Source organism: Hymenobacter aquaticus, assembly GCF_004765605.1.
In the GTDB taxonomy this organism is placed as follows: Bacteria; Bacteroidota; Bacteroidia; order Cytophagales; family Hymenobacteraceae; genus Hymenobacter; species Hymenobacter aquaticus.
The window spans coordinates 185,429-202,550 of sequence record NZ_SRLC01000003.1 but is presented as its reverse complement, the minus strand read 5'-3'; the positions used below and the strand labels follow the sequence as shown (position 1 = coordinate 202,550).

General features: G+C 63.5%; 13 protein-coding genes. 6 read left to right on the top strand and 7 right to left on the bottom strand.

Going from position 1 to position 17,122, the window contains the following annotated elements:
- Positions 1-60 precede the first annotated feature (60 nt).
- From E5K00_RS20670 to E5K00_RS20660, 3 genes are all read left to right on the top strand, one after another.
- Positions 61-633 (top strand): inorganic diphosphatase, encoded by a 573-nt coding sequence (locus E5K00_RS20670; protein ID WP_135465213.1) that lies wholly within the window; start codon positions 61-63, stop codon positions 631-633.
- Positions 634-750: 117 nt separating this feature from the next.
- Positions 751-960, top strand: a complete 210-nt coding sequence (locus tag E5K00_RS20665; RefSeq protein WP_135465212.1) for a DUF6766 family protein — start codon at positions 751-753, stop codon at positions 958-960.
- A gap of 33 nt (positions 961-993) precedes the next feature.
- Positions 994-1,923 carry a UbiA prenyltransferase family protein gene (locus tag E5K00_RS20660; RefSeq protein ID WP_167856976.1) on the top strand — a complete coding sequence of 310 codons (930 nt, stop codon included), beginning with the start codon at positions 994-996 and terminating at the stop codon, positions 1,921-1,923.
- A 212-nt stretch (positions 1,924-2,135) separates the two neighbouring features.
- On the opposite strand, the gene E5K00_RS20655 is transcribed toward E5K00_RS20660, so the two are convergent.
- Entirely contained in the window at positions 2,136-3,650 is a 1,515-nt protein-coding gene (locus E5K00_RS20655) for an NAD(P)H-hydrate dehydratase (RefSeq protein ID WP_135465210.1), read from the bottom strand.
- A gap of 159 nt (positions 3,651-3,809) precedes the next feature.
- Between E5K00_RS20655 and E5K00_RS20650 the strand changes: the two genes are divergently transcribed.
- The gene (locus E5K00_RS20650) at positions 3,810-4,364 is read left to right on the top strand and encodes a hypothetical protein (protein WP_135465209.1); all 555 of its coding nucleotides are present in this window, start codon (positions 3,810-3,812) and stop codon (positions 4,362-4,364) included.
- A gap of 69 nt (positions 4,365-4,433) precedes the next feature.
- Positions 4,434-4,892: a peptide-methionine (R)-S-oxide reductase MsrB gene (gene msrB / locus E5K00_RS20645; protein ID WP_135465208.1), complete on the top strand. Its 459-nt coding sequence runs from the start codon at positions 4,434-4,436 to the stop codon at positions 4,890-4,892.
- Positions 4,893-4,984: 92 nt separating this feature from the next.
- Here the strand turns inward: msrB and E5K00_RS20640 are convergent, their stop codons facing one another.
- The gene (locus tag E5K00_RS20640; protein ID WP_167856975.1) at positions 4,985-5,467 is read right to left on the bottom strand and encodes a hypothetical protein; all 483 of its coding nucleotides are present in this window, start codon (positions 5,465-5,467) and stop codon (positions 4,985-4,987) included.
- Between the two features lie 105 nt (positions 5,468-5,572).
- Here E5K00_RS20640 and sdaAA point away from each other — a divergent pair, with 105 nt between their 5' ends.
- Entirely contained in the window at positions 5,573-6,478 is a 906-nt protein-coding gene (sdaAA, locus tag E5K00_RS20635; RefSeq protein WP_135465206.1) for an L-serine ammonia-lyase, iron-sulfur-dependent, subunit alpha, read from the top strand.
- 246 nt (positions 6,479-6,724) lie between these two features.
- Here the strand turns inward: sdaAA and E5K00_RS20630 are convergent, their stop codons facing one another.
- The 5 genes from E5K00_RS20630 to E5K00_RS20610 all read right to left on the bottom strand — a co-directional run bounded on the left by E5K00_RS20630 (position 6,725) and on the right by E5K00_RS20610 (position 17,039).
- On the bottom strand, positions 6,725-13,915 hold the full coding sequence (locus E5K00_RS20630) for a proprotein convertase P-domain-containing protein (RefSeq protein ID WP_135465205.1): 7,191 nt from the start codon (positions 13,913-13,915) through the stop codon (positions 6,725-6,727).
- A 408-nt stretch (positions 13,916-14,323) separates the two neighbouring features.
- The gene (locus E5K00_RS20625; protein WP_135465204.1) at positions 14,324-15,388 is read right to left on the bottom strand and encodes a hypothetical protein; all 1,065 of its coding nucleotides are present in this window, start codon (positions 15,386-15,388) and stop codon (positions 14,324-14,326) included.
- A 95-nt stretch (positions 15,389-15,483) separates the two neighbouring features.
- Positions 15,484-16,503 carry a type II toxin-antitoxin system HipA family toxin gene (locus tag E5K00_RS20620; RefSeq protein ID WP_135465203.1) on the bottom strand — a complete coding sequence of 340 codons (1,020 nt, stop codon included), beginning with the start codon at positions 16,501-16,503 and terminating at the stop codon, positions 15,484-15,486.
- Complete coding sequence (locus E5K00_RS20615; protein ID WP_135465202.1) at positions 16,496-16,828, bottom strand: HipA N-terminal domain-containing protein; 333 nt, start codon at positions 16,826-16,828, stop codon at positions 16,496-16,498. Before E5K00_RS20615 ends, E5K00_RS20620 begins: the two co-directional genes overlap by 8 nt.
- A complete protein-coding gene (locus E5K00_RS20610; protein ID WP_210114349.1) occupies positions 16,800-17,039 on the bottom strand; it encodes a helix-turn-helix domain-containing protein in 240 nt (79 codons plus the stop codon). Before E5K00_RS20610 ends, E5K00_RS20615 begins: the two co-directional genes overlap by 29 nt.
- Positions 17,040-17,122 lie beyond the last annotated feature (83 nt).

The window sequence follows — 17,122 nt, the reverse complement described above, 5'->3', positions numbered from 1 at the left end:
GATTCTTGAAGGCCAAAAACTGAAAACCGAAAACCAAAAACCAATTCAAACAACCCAACAATGGCTCATTTTAACCCTTGGCACGACGTGGAGCGCGGCGAAAACGCCCCCGCCGTCGTGAACGGTATCATTGAAATTCCCAAAGGCTCGAAAGGCAAGTACGAGCTGGACAAGGACAGCGGCATGCTCAAGCTGGACCGGGTGCTGTTCTCGGCCGTGCACTACCCCGCCGCCTACGGCTTCATCCCGCAGACTTACTGCGACGACAAAGACCCGCTCGACATTCTGGTTATCTGCTCGGTCGACATCGTGCCCATGTGCCTGGTCGATGCCAAGGTAATCGGGGTGATGCAGATGATTGACGGCGACGAGGAAGACGACAAAATCATTGCCGTGGCCGCCAACGACATTTCCGTGAACCACTACAACGACATTGCCGACCTGCCCCCGCACACCCTGCTGGAAATGCGCCGCTTCTTCGAGGACTACAAAGCCCTGGAACACAAGCAGGTAACGGTAGAGCGTTTCATGGGCCGCGAAGATGCCTACCGCATCATCGAGGACAGCATCAAGCTCTACAACGAGACCTTCGACGCCTCGGGCGTGAAAAAGTCGACCGGCGTGGAGCTGTAGTCCATTCGACTGCCAATAGGTAGATTCCCCGCTGACCGGCCCGGTTGGCGGGGATTTTACGTTATGGGCCTGTTGCCCGGCTGTGGCTGCACGCCCAGGGTGGCCTGGACGTGTATAATGTATAATATTGAGCATCAGCAAGGGAAAGGTGCCGTTTCGCTCCGGGAGTTTCTGGCCACGTCCCGGTTCTGGTTTCAGTCGTTCCAGAACTGGCAAAGCGAGTTTCTCTCCATCGTGTCCATCGTGGGGCTTTCCATCTTTCTGCGGCAGCAAGGCTCGCCCGAGTCGAAGCCGGTGGATGCCCGCCACGCCGAAACCGGCCGGTAGCGGCCGGAACCCTATCTTTGCGGCGGGGCGTTCTTGCTTTTTGATTCTTACTCCCAGACGCCCGGAGCCATGCGCCAAGTCAGCGACAAACCAGCGGCCGCCGTTCCTGCCTTTTCTGCCGGCCTGAAGCGCTGCCTCGATGCCACGCTGTACAGCAGCGTGCTGGTCGCCGCCGCCGCTACCAGTCTCACCTGGGCCACGTTCCTGTTCTGGCGCGTGCACATTCCCTTTCGGCTGGCCACCCTGATTTTCACGGCCACGCTGTTTCTCTACAACATCGACAGCGTGCTGCCCTACAAGTTCCGGCAGCAGGCGGTATTGTCCGGGCGCAAGCTCTGGATGATTCAGCACCGGCGGGAGCTGTTTCTGCTGGCCCTGGGCTCGTTGGCCGTGGCCGCGCTGCTGTTCTGGCTCGACGGCTGGCGCCACCTGACCTTGTTTCTGGGGCATTTGGCCGCTATTTCCCTGCTATATTCCTTTCCCATTCTGAAGCTGCGCGGGCACTGGCGGGCCCTGCGCGACCTACCCCTGCTCAAGGTATTCCTGATTGCCTACGTCTGGGCGGCCATTACCGTGTGGGTGCCGGCCTTGTATCTGGGCAAAGCCCTGATGGCCCCGGTCGTGATGGTGCTCTTCAGCCGCCGCTTCTTCTTTATCCTGGCCCTGGCCTTCGTGTTCGATATTCGTGACTACACCAAGGACCTGCTCAGCGGCACGCGCACGTTTCCGGGCATTTTCGGGATTCGGGCCGCCAAAGCCATAGCCCTGCTCAGCCTGGCCGTATCGGCGCTGCTCATCCCGCCGGGCCTCAGCGCCACCCACCTGCTCGTCCTGACCCTGCCCACGGTGCTGACCGGGTTCATCATCTGGTTTGCCGACGAAACCCGCCCCGATTACTACTTCGCCCTGCTGGCCGACGGCATCATGGTGGTGCAGTTTCTGGCCGTGTACTGGGCCACGTAGAGCAGTTTGTTAGGGTAGTAGAGACGCAATATTTTGCGTCTCGTCGTTGCACGGTGACGACTGGTAGTTTTCCGCTACGAGAAGGCGCGGTTCTCGTCGTTGCACGGTGACGACTGGTAGTTTTCCGCTACGAGAAGGCGCGGTTCCGGTCGTTCAACGACGAGACGCAAAATATTGCGTCTCTACAGCCCGACGCTGACCGGAGAAATTAGTCAGAATGCTTCGGCGGTAGTCAGCTCCTGTAGGGCCGGGCCCAGAAACCGGGTCAGGTCGCCGGCAACGAGGCCGGCCTCGCCCGTGTGCTGGGCGGCCAGGTCGCCGGCGCGGCCGTGGGCATAGATGCCCAGCAGGGCCGCGTCGAGGGCCGATAGATGCTGGGCGCGCAGGGCGGTGAGCACGCCCGTCAGCACGTCGCCGCTGCCGCCGGTGGCCATGCCGGGGTTGCCGGTGCTGTTGAAGTACAGGGCTCCATCGGGCGTGCCCAGGCAGGTGTAGGCCCCTTTCAGCACGGTGTAGCACTGGTGGGCGCGGCAAAATTCTTGCAGTAGGTCCAGGCGGTGGTAGTCGTCGCGGGCCGGGCCGGCCAGGCGCTCAAACTCCTTGGGGTGGGGCGTCAGGATAGAATCGGGGGGCAGCAGGGCCAGCAGCTCGGGGTTAGCGCCCAGCATGTTCAGCGCGTCGGCATCAACGACCAGCGGTACGGTAGCCGCGCGCAGCAGCTTTTCCAGCACCTGCCGGGCGCTGTCGGCCTTATCTAAACCGGGACCAATGCCAATGGCCGAGTAGGATTTCAGGTCGGGCAGCTCGCTGAGGTAGTCGGGGCTGGAGTCGGGGAGGGCCATAGCTTCGGGGGCCGCGGTTTGCAGAATGTCGTAGCCCACGGCCGGGGTGCGCACCGTGAGCAGCCCCACGCCGCTGCGCAGGCAGGCCTGGGCGGCCAGCAGCGCCGCCCCGATTTTGCCCCGGCTGCCGGCCAGCAGCAGGGCGTGCCCGTAGGTGCCCTTGTGGCCGAACTTGGCCCGCCGGGGCAGGCGCCCGGCCAGCAGCGTGGCATCCACGAAGTACCGGTTGCCGTCGGCCGCCGCCTGAAACTCGCGGCTCAACCCAATGGGCACCGTGTGCCACTGACCGACGTAGGGCGCGTTCTGGGGCAGCAGAAACGCCAGCTTGGGCAGCTCGAAGCTAACCGTGTGCCGGGCCCGGATGATGGGCGAGTCGGGCGGCTGGGGCGCGTCGGCCAGCAGGCCCGAGGGCATATCCACGGCCACGATGCGGGCCCCGGCCTGATTCAGATGCTGCACCAGCGCCGCCGCCAGCCCCGACAAGGGGCGCGACAAACCCGTGCCAAACAGCGCGTCGATGACCAGGGCGGCGGGTGGCACGGCGGGAAGCGCATCGGCCCGCACGGTGCTGATGGGCACCGGCGCCGGCAGCCGCTGCCGGTTGGCTTCGAAGTCGGCGGAATACCGGTCGGCGGGCAGCTCGAACACGCGCACCGCGTAGCCGGCCCCGTGCAGCAGGCGCGCCGCCACCAGCCCGTCGCCGCCGTTGTTGCCGGGGCCGCAGAACACCAGCACTTCCCCCGCTTCGGCCGGGCTCTGGCGGGCCATCAGCCACTGGGTGAAGGCCGCGGCGGCGCGCTCCATCAGGGTGGCCGACGAAATGTTCTGTTCCCGTAGCGTGGCCTGGTCGGCCTGGCGGGTTTGGGCGGCGGTAAGGATTTTCATGGCGGGTAATGTGGATTCTTCCGTGTTGTGGCATCTTCGAGAAAACACCGGCAAGTATAGAGTATGCGTTTTTATGTATTTGTGCTTCTATTGGTAAGCCTGCGAGCCACGGCCCAGCCCGCGCCCACAGCCTCCTACGATACGGCCACTATCAACTTCATGCGCTGGAAGCTGACCAGCGTAAGGCAGAAAACCACTATTCGGCGCCTGTATGAAAAGCCTGTTTACTGGCCCGTCGCTGACCAAAACGGCCTTACCGCCTTGTTTCCTGGTGACAGCAGCATGGCCTACAAATACGCAACGGGCAGTGATACCAGCCGGGTTTTCAAGTATCGACTATTTATTCTGCACTCGGCCGACACGACAATTTACGCGCCGGCTCAACGGTCTGGTTTCCGGGAAACATGGCGCCGGCTGCACTGCCCGGCTGCGTTTAGCCTCGCCGACTTGCGGCAGATGGAGGCTGCCTACCGCCGGCGGATGCTGCCCCGGTGGCCGACTTTCAGGACCATCCACCGCACCCGGCGCCGCGACCGGCAGCAGTCCTATTGTGCCTTTACGCTGCCGTTGTTTAGCGCCGATTATAACCGGGTTGTTGTTTGGCAGTACAGCGGCTGGGTAACGGGCGAATCCCGTTCGCTGCTACTCTACCGGCGCAAGCCCGGGGGAGGCTGGGATGAATGCGTGCTATGGAGTTGGGGAATTGACGAGTAGCAAAACTTCCCGCCCACTCGCCGCGTTTGGCAAAAGGTAGTTTCTCTGAATTTCACCCCCAACCTAGATATGCAAACCTGGAATGATGTTATCCGGCTGGCCAACCACGGCAGCCCGGCGCCCGACCGGCGCGTAGAAAAGACCGATGCCGAGTGGAAGCAGCAGCTCACCGCCGAGCAGTACCACGTCACGCGGCAGCACGGCACCGAGCGGGCCTTCACCGGCGAATACTGCGAAGCCCACGAGGCGGGCCTCTACGCCTGCGTGTGCTGCGGCACCCCGCTCTACGACTCGCGCACCAAGTTCGAAAGCGGCACGGGCTGGCCGAGCTTCACCCAGCCGGTGCAGGAAAACGCCATCCGCTACAAGAAAGACACCAGCTACGGCATGACCCGCGTGGAAGTGCTCTGCAACGTCTGCGACGCCCACCAGGGCCACGTTTTTCCCGACGGCCCGCCGCCCAGCGGCCTGCGCCTGTGCATCAACTCGGCCGCCATTAAGCTGGTCGGCGAGCCGCAGCAGGCGTAAGTAAAACGGCCCTAATTACCCACCAAACCCCGGACTCAAGCGGTGCTGCACGGCTTGGATCCGGGGTTTGGTGCGGAAAATCGGGTCGGGGCTTAGCGCAGGAAGGCGTCGGACTGGATGTTGTAATTGATGATTTTTAGGGAGTCGTGCTCGGTTCGCAGCCCGAAGGTTTCCAGCGCCTCGCCTTTCTCATACTGGTTTTTATACTGCAGCTGAAACGTACTCGAGGGGTTGGAGCCAGTAACCACTTTGCTTTGCCAATCGGCCAGCACCGCGTGTTGCAGGCGGCCCAGCACTTCACCGCGCTTCCGGAACAGCTGCTGCATCTTTTCCTGGGGTGTTACCGTCCAGACTTCCTTCGAATACGCCTGTATCATAGCGGCTTGGTGGCCTTGCTTTTGGTTTATCAGGTAGGCATCGACAAACAGCTCGGCCGCTTTTTTGTCTTCCTCGACATTGACGCGGGTGGAGTTGACCTGGCAGCCTGTGAGCAGCAGAAATAGCAGGCAGCGGCTGGCATTGACGGTAAGAGCGGAAATAGTGGAGCGCAAAACGGACGAATAGAAATAAAGCATTGTTAAAGGTAGATACTAATTGGCGAGGCGACTCGTAAAAAAGTTCGATTTTCGCCTCCCGTTTGCGTACACGCACTACTTTCCCACCCGTAGCTCCCACCCATCATGTCGCTTTTATTCACTGATTTTGCCTCCTGGCAGGCCCATTGCGAGGCCACCGGCGAGGCGCTCTACCAGCCCGTGCTCGACTACGAAATCGAGCAGAAGGGGCGGGCCGAAGCCGATATCTGGCCCGGCCTGCAACGGGCCTACGACGTGATGCGCGACGCGGTGAAAACCGGCCTGACCGAGGACATGACCTCGCGCTCGGGCATGATAAACAACGGGGCCAAGAAAATTGCCGCCTCGCCCGTCACGGTGCTGTCCCCCGAGTTCAAGCAGCTCATCACCCGAGCCCTGGGCGCCAAGGAAGTAAACTCCTGCATGGGCCGGGTGGTGGCGGCGCCCACGGCCGGGGCCTCCGGTATTCTGCCCGGCGTGCTGGTCACCATTCAGGATCTGCACAAGCTCGACGACCACAAGATTCTGGAGGGCCTGCTCGTGGCCGCCGGCATTGCCCTCATTATCGAGCAGAATGCTTCCCTGGCCGGCGCCGTGGGCGGCTGCCAGGCCGAAACCGGCAGCGCGGCGGCTATGGGCTCGGGCGCCATCGTGTATTGCCTGGGCGGCAGCATCGACGAGGTGTTTGCGGCCGTGGCCATTACCATTCAGTGCATGCTGGGCCTGGTCTGCGACCCGGTGGCCGGCCTGGTGGAAGTGCCCTGCGTGGTGCGCAACGCCTCGGCGGCGGCCATTGCCTTCTCCTCGGCCCAGATTGCCATTGCCGGCGTCAACCCCGTTATTCCTGTCGACCAGTGCGTGGCGGCGCTGGGCGAGGTGGGGCAGAGCATGGAAACGCGCTACAAGGAAACCGCCCTCGGCGGCCTGGCCAACACGCCCCGGGGCCGCGAAATCGAGAAGATGGTGCTGGTGCAGGACGTAAACATTCTGCCCGACGAAGACCAGATGTAATCAAGCTGTTTAGAAAGTGGCTCGTAACACGTCAGGCCGTCATGTCGAACGCAGTGAGACATCTCGCGTGCAGTGGTAATCAGATTACTCTGGCAACGTCAGCACGCGAGATGTCTCACTGCGTTCGACATGACGCGCTGTTTTGACTTTCTAAACAGCTTCAGTGTAACGTCACGGTCATAGTACGCCCCAAAAAAAGCCCCGCCGGTAGTACCAGCGGGGCTTTTTGCTTGAGTGGTGAAACGCTTATTCGCGCACCAGCTTCAGGGTTTGCGTACCGGTGTCGGTACTGCTCACGCGCAGCCAGTACATGCCCGCCGGCAGCGCCGACAAATCCACGGGCTGAATGCTAACCGAGCCGGCCGCCTTTTCGGGGTGCAATACCTGCGTCCGGACCGTCTGGCCGAGGGCATTTACCACGGTCAGCTGGGCCGCTTTCGAATAGCCGCGCAGCTCCAGGTGTACCTGGCCGTCGGGCGAGGGGTTGGGGTAGAGCAGGGTGCTTACGCCCGCCACGCCCATCTGGCCCGAGGCCGTTACCACGATGCTCAGCGAGTTGGAAGCCGCCGAAGGGCAGCCGCCCGTGCCCGTCGTCACGACGGTGTAGGTGCCGTTCTGGGCGCCGGACAGCAGCAGGTAGGTCTGGCCCGTGGCGCCGGGAATCAACACGCCGTTGCGGTAGAACTGGTTGCCGGTGGCCGCGCTGGAAGTCAGCTGCACGGCGCCCGAAGGCTGCACGGTGCTGGTGAGCGTGGGCGTGGCCGGCGTGGGGTTCACCGTGACGGTCGTAGCGGCCGAAGTAGCCGCGCAGCCGCCGCCGTTGGTTACTACTACCGAGTAGCTGCCGCTGGCCGAGGCCGTGTAGGTGGCCGCGGTAGCGCCGCTGATGGGGTTGCCGTTGAGCAGGAACTGGTAGGTGTTGCCCGTCCCGGCCGGCGCGGTCAGCACCACCGAGCCGCCCTGGCAGAACGTGGTAGCGCCACCCGCCGTGAGCGTAGCCGTCGGCGCGGCCGTAATCGTCAGCGTGGCCGTGGCCGTAGCCGTGGCGCAGCCGCCCGAGGCCGCAATGGTGTTCGTGATGGTGTAGGTGCCCGCCGTGCTGGAAGCCAGCGTTACTACCCCCGTGGTGGCGTTAATGCTCAGGCCGGCAGCCGGCGAAACCGAGAACGAGCCCGCGCTGCTGTTGGCCCCGAAAGTCGGGGTAACGGTAGCCGCGCTGCCTGGGCAGTACGTGGCGCTGGGGTAGGCGAAGGCCGCCGAAGGAGCCGCTGTAATGGTCAGCGTGGCCGTGGCCGACGAAGGGCAGCTGCCGCCCACGCTATACGTCACGGTGTAGGTACCGGGCGTGGAAGCCGCCAGGTTGATGGCCCCGGTCGTAGCATTCAGGCTCAAACCCGAGGTCGAGCTGAACGTGCCGCCGCTGGTGCCCGTGATGCTCGGCGTGGGGTTGGTGCCGCTCACGCAGAACGTGCTACCCGAGTAGCTGAACGTAGCCGTTGTAGCCGGGTTGATGGTCAGCGTGGTCTGGGCCGTAGCGGCCGAACAGGCTACCGGGCCGGTCGTGGTCAGCGTCAGCGTTACCGAGCCGGCGGCAATATCCGCGGCGGAGGGCGAGTACACGGCGTTCAGGGCAGTGGCGTTGGGCGAGAAGGTGCCCGTGCCGCTGGTCGTGAAAGTGCCACCCGTAGCCGAGCCGCCCACTACGCCGGCCAACTGGTAGGTGGTGCCGGCGCACACCTGGGCCGTAGCCGCCGCCAGACCCGCCGTGGGCAGGGCAATGACGTTGACCGTACGGGTAGCAGAAGTAGAGCAGCCGCCAGCATTGGCCGTTTCGATGGTGTAGGCATTGCTGCCCACCGGCGCGCCGGTAACGGTGAAGGTGCTGGTCGTGCCGCTAACCGCGGGAGCCGAGATGGTGCCGGGGCCGGTCAGGGTCGTGGGCGAAATGCTGGGGTCCGAAATGCTCAGGCTCCAGTTGACCAGCGTGCCGGTGTCGCCGCTGGCGTCGTCATACACATACAGCTTCCAGTCGCCATTGATGGCGGCCCCGTTCAGGGCCGTGGCCGGCAGGGTGTAGGTGCCGGCGGGCGTGCCGGTGCCGCTGGCCAGGCCCGGAGCCGTGGCCGTGGTGCCTTCCGGGGCGTAGGTGCCCGTGAAAGGAGCCGTGCCGGCCGTAATGGCGCCCGTAGCGCCCGTCACCAGCACCGTGTTGGTGTAGTTGTCGCCGCCGCTGCCGTTGTCGGTGGTCAGCTCCAGGGTGCCCGCGTCGCCGGGGCCTACCAGGTACACGTCCACGTCACCAGCGTAAGTGTGGGTGATGTTGAGCGTAACCCGGACCGTGCTGGCCGCCGAAATCGTGGCCGTGGCCGGGGCGCCGCTCAGGGTGATGGTCGACGAAGCCCCGGTCAGGGAGTTGTCGGGAATCGCCACGTTGGGCGCCTGGGTGCCGCTGATGCTGCCGGCGGTGCTGTTGGTCGCCACCGCAATGGTGAAGGGCGCATTCACGCAGGCCGCGGCCGGAGCCGTGATGCTCTGGGTGGGCGTGGCGTTGAGCACGGTGCGGGTTGGGGCGGGCGTCAGCACGTCGTTGCTGGTGTTGCCGTCGCCCTGCACCGTGGCCGTAATGGCAAACGAATACGTGCCCAGGGTGGTCATGTCAACCGTGCCGGGCAGCGTGACGACCTGGGTAGCACCCACGGCCAGCGTACCGCTCGTGATGATGCCCGTCAGGGTCTGGGCCGCACCGGTGGGCGGCGTTACGACTACCGTAACGGTAGCGGGGTTCTGGCCGAAGTTCAGCACTTCCGCACCCACGCTCCGGATGCTGACCGACACCGTTTCGGCGGGGCCGTAGCAGGCCGTGGTAGCGGCCGGCGTCAGCAGCGCCACGGGCGCGAGGTCGGTGGCGACGGGCGTAAACTCGTAGGCACCCAGGTCGGGCGGCGAGGTGCGGGTCGTGCCCAGATAGTCGGTCGTGATGCCGGCAATGGCCACGCCGGCGCCGTTCAGGGCCAGGGCCGAGGGCGTCAGGTTGTAGGGCGCGGTAGTCGTTTGGGCGAAGCCGGGGTCAACGCTGACCGAGTTGGCTTCCTGCGCGGTAGCCGTGCGCCAGGCGGCCAGGTCGGCGGCATCCACGGCGTTGAGGCGGCCGATGCGGGCCAGCCCGGTAGCGCCGGGGGCTACGTACAGGTCGTTGTTGTCGAGGGTGCTGCCGGCGTAGGTGGTAGCCTGGGTGTAGTGCGCATACAGCGGGGTGGTAGCCGTGCCGGCCGTGGCCCCGATGATGCTGAAGATGTTGTTGCGTACGTCGATGTTCGTGGCGAAGGCCGTCACGCTGGGGTTGCCGTTGGCAAAAGCCGCCGAGCCCGCCGTGCCGGAAGCCGCGCTCAGCTGCCCGCTCAAATACACCGTGTTGAAGTAGTACTTGTCGCCGTAGCCGGCTCCGCTGTTGATGCCCACCGTGTTCCAGGTGCTGCTCGTGGCCGAGGAGTTGATGTTGTACACCAGATTGTTCACGACGGTAGCGGCGCTGGGCGCGGCAGCCGTAGCGAAGGCCGTGTTCGAGAGGAAAATGCCCCAGGCTTTGGTGGTGCTGGTGCCGGTGTAGGCCACGTTGTGCACCGAGTTGCGGCTGAGCGTGGCGTTGCGCGAGTCAGCCAGGAAGATGCCGTACACGTTGCTGGTCGTGGTGCCGTTGCTGATGTTCTGCACCTCGTTGCCTTCCAGCAGAATGCCCTGCTGGTACACGGCCCGGATGCCTTCCTGCCCGAAGCCGTTGCCGGTGCCCTGCCCAAACTGGTTGCCGGCTACCACGTTGCCCTGGTCGGGCACGGTGGCCGATACGCCGAACATGAACAGGCCGTAGTAGCCCTTCTGAATCAGGTTGTTGCTGAGCGTGTTGTTGGAGTTGGAAGCCGGGGTGCTGGTGGTGGGCGAAGCAACGCCCGCGCCGCCGCCGCCCACGAACACCACGAACTGGGGCGTGCCCGTGGCCGAGCTGCCGCGCAGCACCGAGTTCTTCACCGTGTTGTAAGTGGCGCCGTCGGTGGCCGAAGCCGCCGCTACCCATACCACCGCGTTGCCGGCCCCGGTCGTGGCCGTATTCTCGATGGTCAGGTTCTGGCTGGTGCCATTGGCCGTGTTCGAGCCGTCGATGGTTACGTAGTCGGCGCCGTTGAGCTTGAGCACCGCGCCGGCCGCCACGCTACCCGAAATAGCGGCCGTAACGCCGCTGTTGGGTTTAATGGTCAGAGTGTTGGCGGTGCTGGCATCGGGGTTGGCGTTCAGTACGACCGGGAAGGTTTCGCCGGTGGTAGCCGAGTAGGCCGCGTCGAGGAGCAGGAACGATACCGCGCCGCTCAGGCCGCTGTTGTTGTAGGCCGTGGCCGCTGCCGTGAGCGTGGCGTAGGTGCGGGCCGGGTTGGGCGAGGTGCCGCTGCCCACGTAGTACACGCCGCTCAGGATGCCCTGAATGGTGTAGGCGTTGGGCGCGGCCGGGGCCGTGCTGCCGGGCGGCGTCGCGCCCGAGCCGCCAATGGGGCTGGTCGACACGTTGCCGGCGTTGTCCTGGGCCGCCACGTAGTACTGCACGACGTCGCCGGCCGTTACGCCGCCGAGGGCCGCGTTGTCGATGGTGAAGGTGTAGCTGCTGCCGCTAATGCTGGTCGCCAGGGCCGAAATGTAGATTGGGCTGGTGCTCTTGCGGTAGTACAGGCGCGGGGCGCCGGCACCGGTAGCCACGCCGCTGGGGTCGGTGATGGTGACGGTCAGGGTGCGGTTGGCGGTGCTGGGTGTGCCAGCCAGGGCCGCGTAGACAATGGCCGGACCGGTAATGTCCTGGGGCGTGAAGGTGCCCTCGTCGGCCCCGATGTCGGGCGTGGTGGTGCTACGGGTTTCCGCGTCGTAGTCGGTAGTAATGGCGCTGATGGGCGTGCCGCCGCTTTCTACCTGCGTGGCCGTGGTGGCGCTGATGTGCAGGAAGGTGGCGTCGGTGCCGGTGGTGCTGCTGAAGGGCGCGTCTTCCGTCACCGAGCTGCTTTCCCGGCTGGCCACGAAGGTTTTGTAGTCAGCCAGGGTTTGCTTGGTGTTGGTGGGCGTAGTGGTGCCCTCCACGTAAATGACGTTGGTAGCCGAAGGCGTACCGGCGAAGTACAGGTTGTTGTTCGAGGCCGCGGCCAGGCTGGCCGGGGCTGTGCCGGCCGTACCCGTCGAGCCGCGCAGGGCCGCCGTGTAGCCGGTGCCGGCCGCCGTGCTTTTATTCACGACCAGGTTGTTGCGCAAATCCACCGTCGAGGTGGCCGTGACGGGGAAGTAGATGCCCGACGTGCCAAACGTGGCCCCCGAGCTGGTAGCGGCCAGGTTGATGGTGTTGTAGTAGGCGTTGAGCGTGGTGCCGGCCGTGAGGTAGAGGCCCACCACGGCGTTGAGGCCCGTGGCGGCCGGGTTGCGCAGGTCGCCAATCAGGTTGTTGTGCACCGTCACGGTGGTGCCGCTGTTCACGTAGAGGCCATACACCAGAGCGCCGGCCGTGCTGCCCGCCAGGTTGTAGATCTTGTTGCGGGAAATGGTTGGCGTCAGGGCCGCCGAGTACAGGCCGTACACCGTGCTGCTGGCCCCGGAGGCGCTCAGGTTGCCGATGGTGTTCGAAAAGATAGCGCCGCCTTGCAGCGAGGAGCCCAGGTAGAGGCCGTAGATAGCGCCGCCGCCACTCAGCCCGGTTGTCGTGTTGCCGCTGATAGCCGAGGTAGCCGCGCCGTAGCCGATGTAGAGGCCATATACCGCGCTGCTGCCGCCGCTGATGCCGGTTACGGAGTTGTTGGTCACGGTCTGCACCTGCGAAGTCGAGGTGTTGACGTAGATGCCGTAGAACGTGGTGGCCCCGGTCAGGGTGATGCCCGCGAAGGTGTTGCCCGAAATCGTCTGGGTGGCCGTGGGCGAGGAGTTGTTGTAGTAGCCGTACACCGTGCCGCCCGCGCCGGTCTTCGAGAAGTTACCGAACGTGTTGTTGCTGATGGTCACGGCGCCGGTGTTGCTGACGCTGTTTTGCAGGAAGTACAACGAGCCGGTCGTGGCCAGGGCCGCCGGGCTGCTGAACTGGTTGCCGGTCACGTTCAGGGCTACGCTGGTCGTGCCGCTGTTATACACCACGTCGTACTCGCCCGAGCCGGTGAGGGTGTTGCCCGTCACCACGTTGCCCGTCACGTTCAGCGTAGGGGCCGAGGCCGAGTTGCGCAGGGCCATGAACGTGCCCGAGGTAGCCGAGGAGGCGTTGCCGGAGATGGTGTTGCTGTTCAAATTCACCACCGCCGCCGAGGCCGTATTCTGAATGGCATAAAACGCCCCGCTGGTCGCCGTAGCGTAGGTGCTGTTCTGAATCGTGTTGCCGGTGATGTTGACCGTGTTGGAGGCCGCCGTCGAGCCGATGCCGTTGTCGATGCCGATAACCGACGAGGTCGTAGCCCCGCCCGCCAGCGTCACGGTGTTGTTGGTGATGTCGATGTTGGACGAGGTGCCGGTGTTGCCGTAGATGCCGCGCAGGGTGGAGGTACCCGCCGTGCCGCCGGCGCTGTTCACCACGTTGTTGGCAATCCTGGCCCCGTTCTGCATGTTCACCCCGATGCCCCAGCCCGACGTAGCCACGCCGCCGAAGTTGGTCACGGTATTCCCCGCCGTCACCCCGATTTCGTTGTTGAGGTCGTAGTTGGCTACCGCTGTCGAGCCGTTGGCCGTCAGGTACATGCCCGACACGGCATTGCTCACCGTGTTGCCGTAGATGCGGTTGCCCGAGTTGGCCCCGGCCGGCGAGGTAGCCGCCACCGAGGTAGCCAGAGCCGCCGTGGAGGCCGCGCCGTAGATGCCGAACGTGCCCGTGTTGGCTTTGTTCAGCGTCACCACGCAGTTGCGGATGGTGTTGAACTGGCTGCCGTCGGTGGGCGAGGGGCGGAACAGGGCAAAGCCGAATTCCATCTGGGTCGTAGCCGTGGTGTTGGCCGGGTTTTCGGCCAGCTCCAGCCCGTCAAACGTCACGTAGTCGGAGCCCGACAGGCCAATGATGGCGTCCAGGTTGGTGGTGGTGCCCACGCCCGCCGTGATTTTGGGGTTGGCCCCCGCCCCGGCTTTCCGGAACACCACCGGGTTGGCGGCCGTGCCCGTGGCCGTGAGCAGCAGGGGTGCGCTCAGGGTTTCGGCGTAGCCCGCCGCCACGTTGATGGTCACCCCGCCGGCCGGTACGCCGCTCGTGTTCAGGTCGGTGAAGGCGGCCTGGAAGCTGGCGTAGTCGCCGGGCAGGGTTTTGGTCGTCTGCGCCCACGTGAGCTGGGTGCTCAGCGTCGTCAGCAGCACGCTCAGGCCCAACAGCCGCGGCCAGGAGGCACTACGGCGGTCAGCACCCGGTGGCGCCACAGCAGGCTGCGGCACCAGGAGTAAAGGTTGTTGCATAGAAAAGTGGTAAGAATGGAAAAAAGAGAAGCACGGGAAGCCGGCGTTCAGCTGAACCGCCGGTAAAAGGATGCGTCCGGTGGTTAGCCGACCAGCATCAGGGCAGAAAAAGGGGAGGCAGGCGCGTAGCAAGCCAGTCGGAACGACTCGCTACAAACTCGGCACCGGGGCCGGATACTCAGAAAATACTGCTGGCGCATGCCGAAGGAGAAGGGAAGAAAAACCTGTATTCCTGGTCGACAAGACGCAATTATACATAGGTAATATCCTAAAATAACAGATTTATAATATTGCCTACAAGTAATTTAGCCAGAATATAAGTCCGGCCGGCCAAAGCAGTTCTTTTAGCGGATAATCAGGTGATAAGCAGGGTGGGCGCGGGGCCGGGCCGCCGGTCGGCCGGCGGGGTTAGCTCTGGTTGCCGCCGATGGATTTCAGCTCGGGCGCCATCACCAGCCGGGCCATAAACCGGGCGGCTTCGCTGTAGCGCGAGCGAAGCTCCTGGTATTTGTGCCAGGCTTCTTCCCGGTCGGGGCGCAGGCTTACGCCCTCTTCCCGCAGCTGGTCGTAGGTGCGGAAAAAGTCGCGGCGGGTGGGGTCCTCAATCGGGTCCTCGGAGCTGATGGCCTCGGCCGGCTCGGCCTGGGCCCGGTCCTGGAAGTAGCGCGACACCCGGTTGACGGCCACGCACCCGGCCTTGAAGCACAGCTCCATGTCCGGGTCGCGCTGCTGCTCCACGGTGCTGATGACCACGGCCGCCGTTTCCAGAATCAGGTCGGCAGTCGTTATCCAGGAGCGGCCCGGCTGGGGCGAGCGGAAAAACGAGAGGATGGGCAGGGAAGTGTGCGTTTCCTCGATTTCGACAAACCACTCCTCCCAGATCTTCCACTGCGGACCGTCGTCGGCTAAGGAGCCGGTGCGGTTCAGCCACAGAATCAGCTCGGTGGCGGTGCGGTTGGTGCCGCAGCGCAGCTCCACGCGGGCCACCACCAGCTCGCGCCGGGTGAAGGCCTGGTACATGGTGGGCAGATAGGAAATCAGCAGCGTGATGAGCAGCAGCCCGAACGTGGCCTCGGAGTGGGTGAAGACGCTGATAATGAAGCTGGAGGCTTCCACCGAGCCCAGCGTCAGCAGGGACGAGGAGCTGAGCAGGTAGCTCACGCTCAGGCTGCCTTCGCCCAGGGCCCAATAAATGCCGGTGTAGCCGAGCGACAGCAGAATCAGCCAGGCAATGGGCAGCATCACCAGGGCCACGGGCGCGTACAGCGCCATGACCCGGTCGCGGGCGGCGTAGGTGCGGTGCCGCGCCGCCAGAAAGCTGAACAGGTAGCGGATAGCCATGAACACCCAGTTGTTGACCAGCACCGACTCGTTGCGGGGCAGTACAAACGACCGGATGGCCGACAGAATGATGGTAACAACCAGAAACGCGCCGCCCAGAAAGGCCGCAATCCGCAACAGTAAATCGAGCATAGGGTATCGGCAACCGCGTGGCTCCGTGCCCGCTACCCCTAGTACCGCTTTGCGGCCGAATAGTTGGGCCGAAGCCGTGGAGCGCGGCCCGTCCGTTAGCTCGGCGGGGCCGCCGAATAACGCAGCCGCTGCCGCCGTTCGGCCAGCACGGCGGCGTAACGAGTCTGCAGTTCGGGGGGTAAAAAAGACCGGTCAATCAACGCCTGAATCTTGTCTTCGTGCTGCACGATGTCGGCCAGCAGCTTTTTTACCCGGGAAAGCGGCAGGCCCAGGCGGCGGCCCAGCTCCAGGAAATCGTCGTAAGCTAGAAAGCCATTGGCTTCAAAGCTTGGTGTTACATACTCATCGGCGAATAGTTCTAACGCCAAACCATTGCCATCGTTTACGTGCAGGGCCGTGTTGAGCAAGTCGTAAGCGGGCGTGAGTTGGTATTCGCCGTTGGGAAGCCGGAATACCGAGAAGTTCTTCAGGTGAGCGTCGCCGTTGGAAATGAGGTAGTTGAAAAGCGTCAGCCGGAAAAACTCATCCAGCGCTGGGGGCACAGCCGTTACGAAGCGCCGAATCAATGCGGCAATGTGCTCGTGGCTGGTTTCGTACTTGAAATTTGTGCCGTTGGTAGCGCGGCTGCGGTTATCGGCCTGGGCAAAGTCTTCCTGGGCAAGCCGGCCGGCCGGCGTTACATCAAAGCGGCGGGTCAGGTAAGCGGCGGTCTGTGCGTCGGCGAAGTACAGACAGGCGTTAGCCGCCGTGCGCAGCCCGAAAACCTGGCGGGCAATCTGCATCGTCAGGTGCTCATTAGCGGGCACGGCTTCCGGGTGTTTGATATCGAAGCTGCGTGGCGGCGGCTTCAGAATAAATTCCAGTGGCCCACGATTGCCATTGATTTCCAGTTGTTTGTCGTTCAGTAGCAGCGGGACTTTGAACTGCACGCCGGAAATCGAAATGCGCTTGATGGTTTCTACTGCCGCCTGCTCGGGCTGGCGAGGAATATCGGTGAGGGAGAAAGCCAGAACCGGCGCTACGTTTCTACTGTCAAACAGCAGGGCCCCGCATTTGGCGCAAAACTGGGGCTTCGCGGCCTTCAACTGCTTCAGGCAACCGGGGCACTTATTCATGATCTGGTAGTTCCCGCACTGTTATGGCTCCGATGGTTTGAGTATGAGCGGTCAGCAGCAACCGGGCAAAATCGTCGGTTTCATCCAGTTGCAATTGTCTGGTCTGCAATGATTTGTTAGTTCCTTCAGCCAGCAGGCCGGCGAAGAATGGGAACAGAAAGTTCGCAATGTAGGTCTGGCGCGTTTTGGGCAAGCTCAAGCTGATGGGTGGCCCATCTGACTGGAAGTAGTCGTCGTCGTACCGAAACGTATATTTCGTGGCTTCCCGAGTCAGCAAGCCCACGCGCTGCCCGTTATCAAGTACCTCCGCTTGCCGTCTTTTCATCAGTAATACGTTTGCTAATCGTGAGCTGAAGGCCAAGGGTATGCAGCAGCGTCAGCAACGTATTGAGTCCCGGATTGGCCTGGCCACTTTCAATTTGCTGCAAAGTGCGCCGGGAAATACCAACCAGCTCGGCTACGTAAACCTGGCTGAAGCCCAACTCGCTTCGTCGGGCTGACATCAATGTGCCTAACTGAGTGGAAGATGTAAGCACACGAAGTTACATTAATTTCTTGAAGGCGCAATATTTTGCGCTAATTGAATTTTGCTTTGGCTTTAATGTGTGTAATTTACACA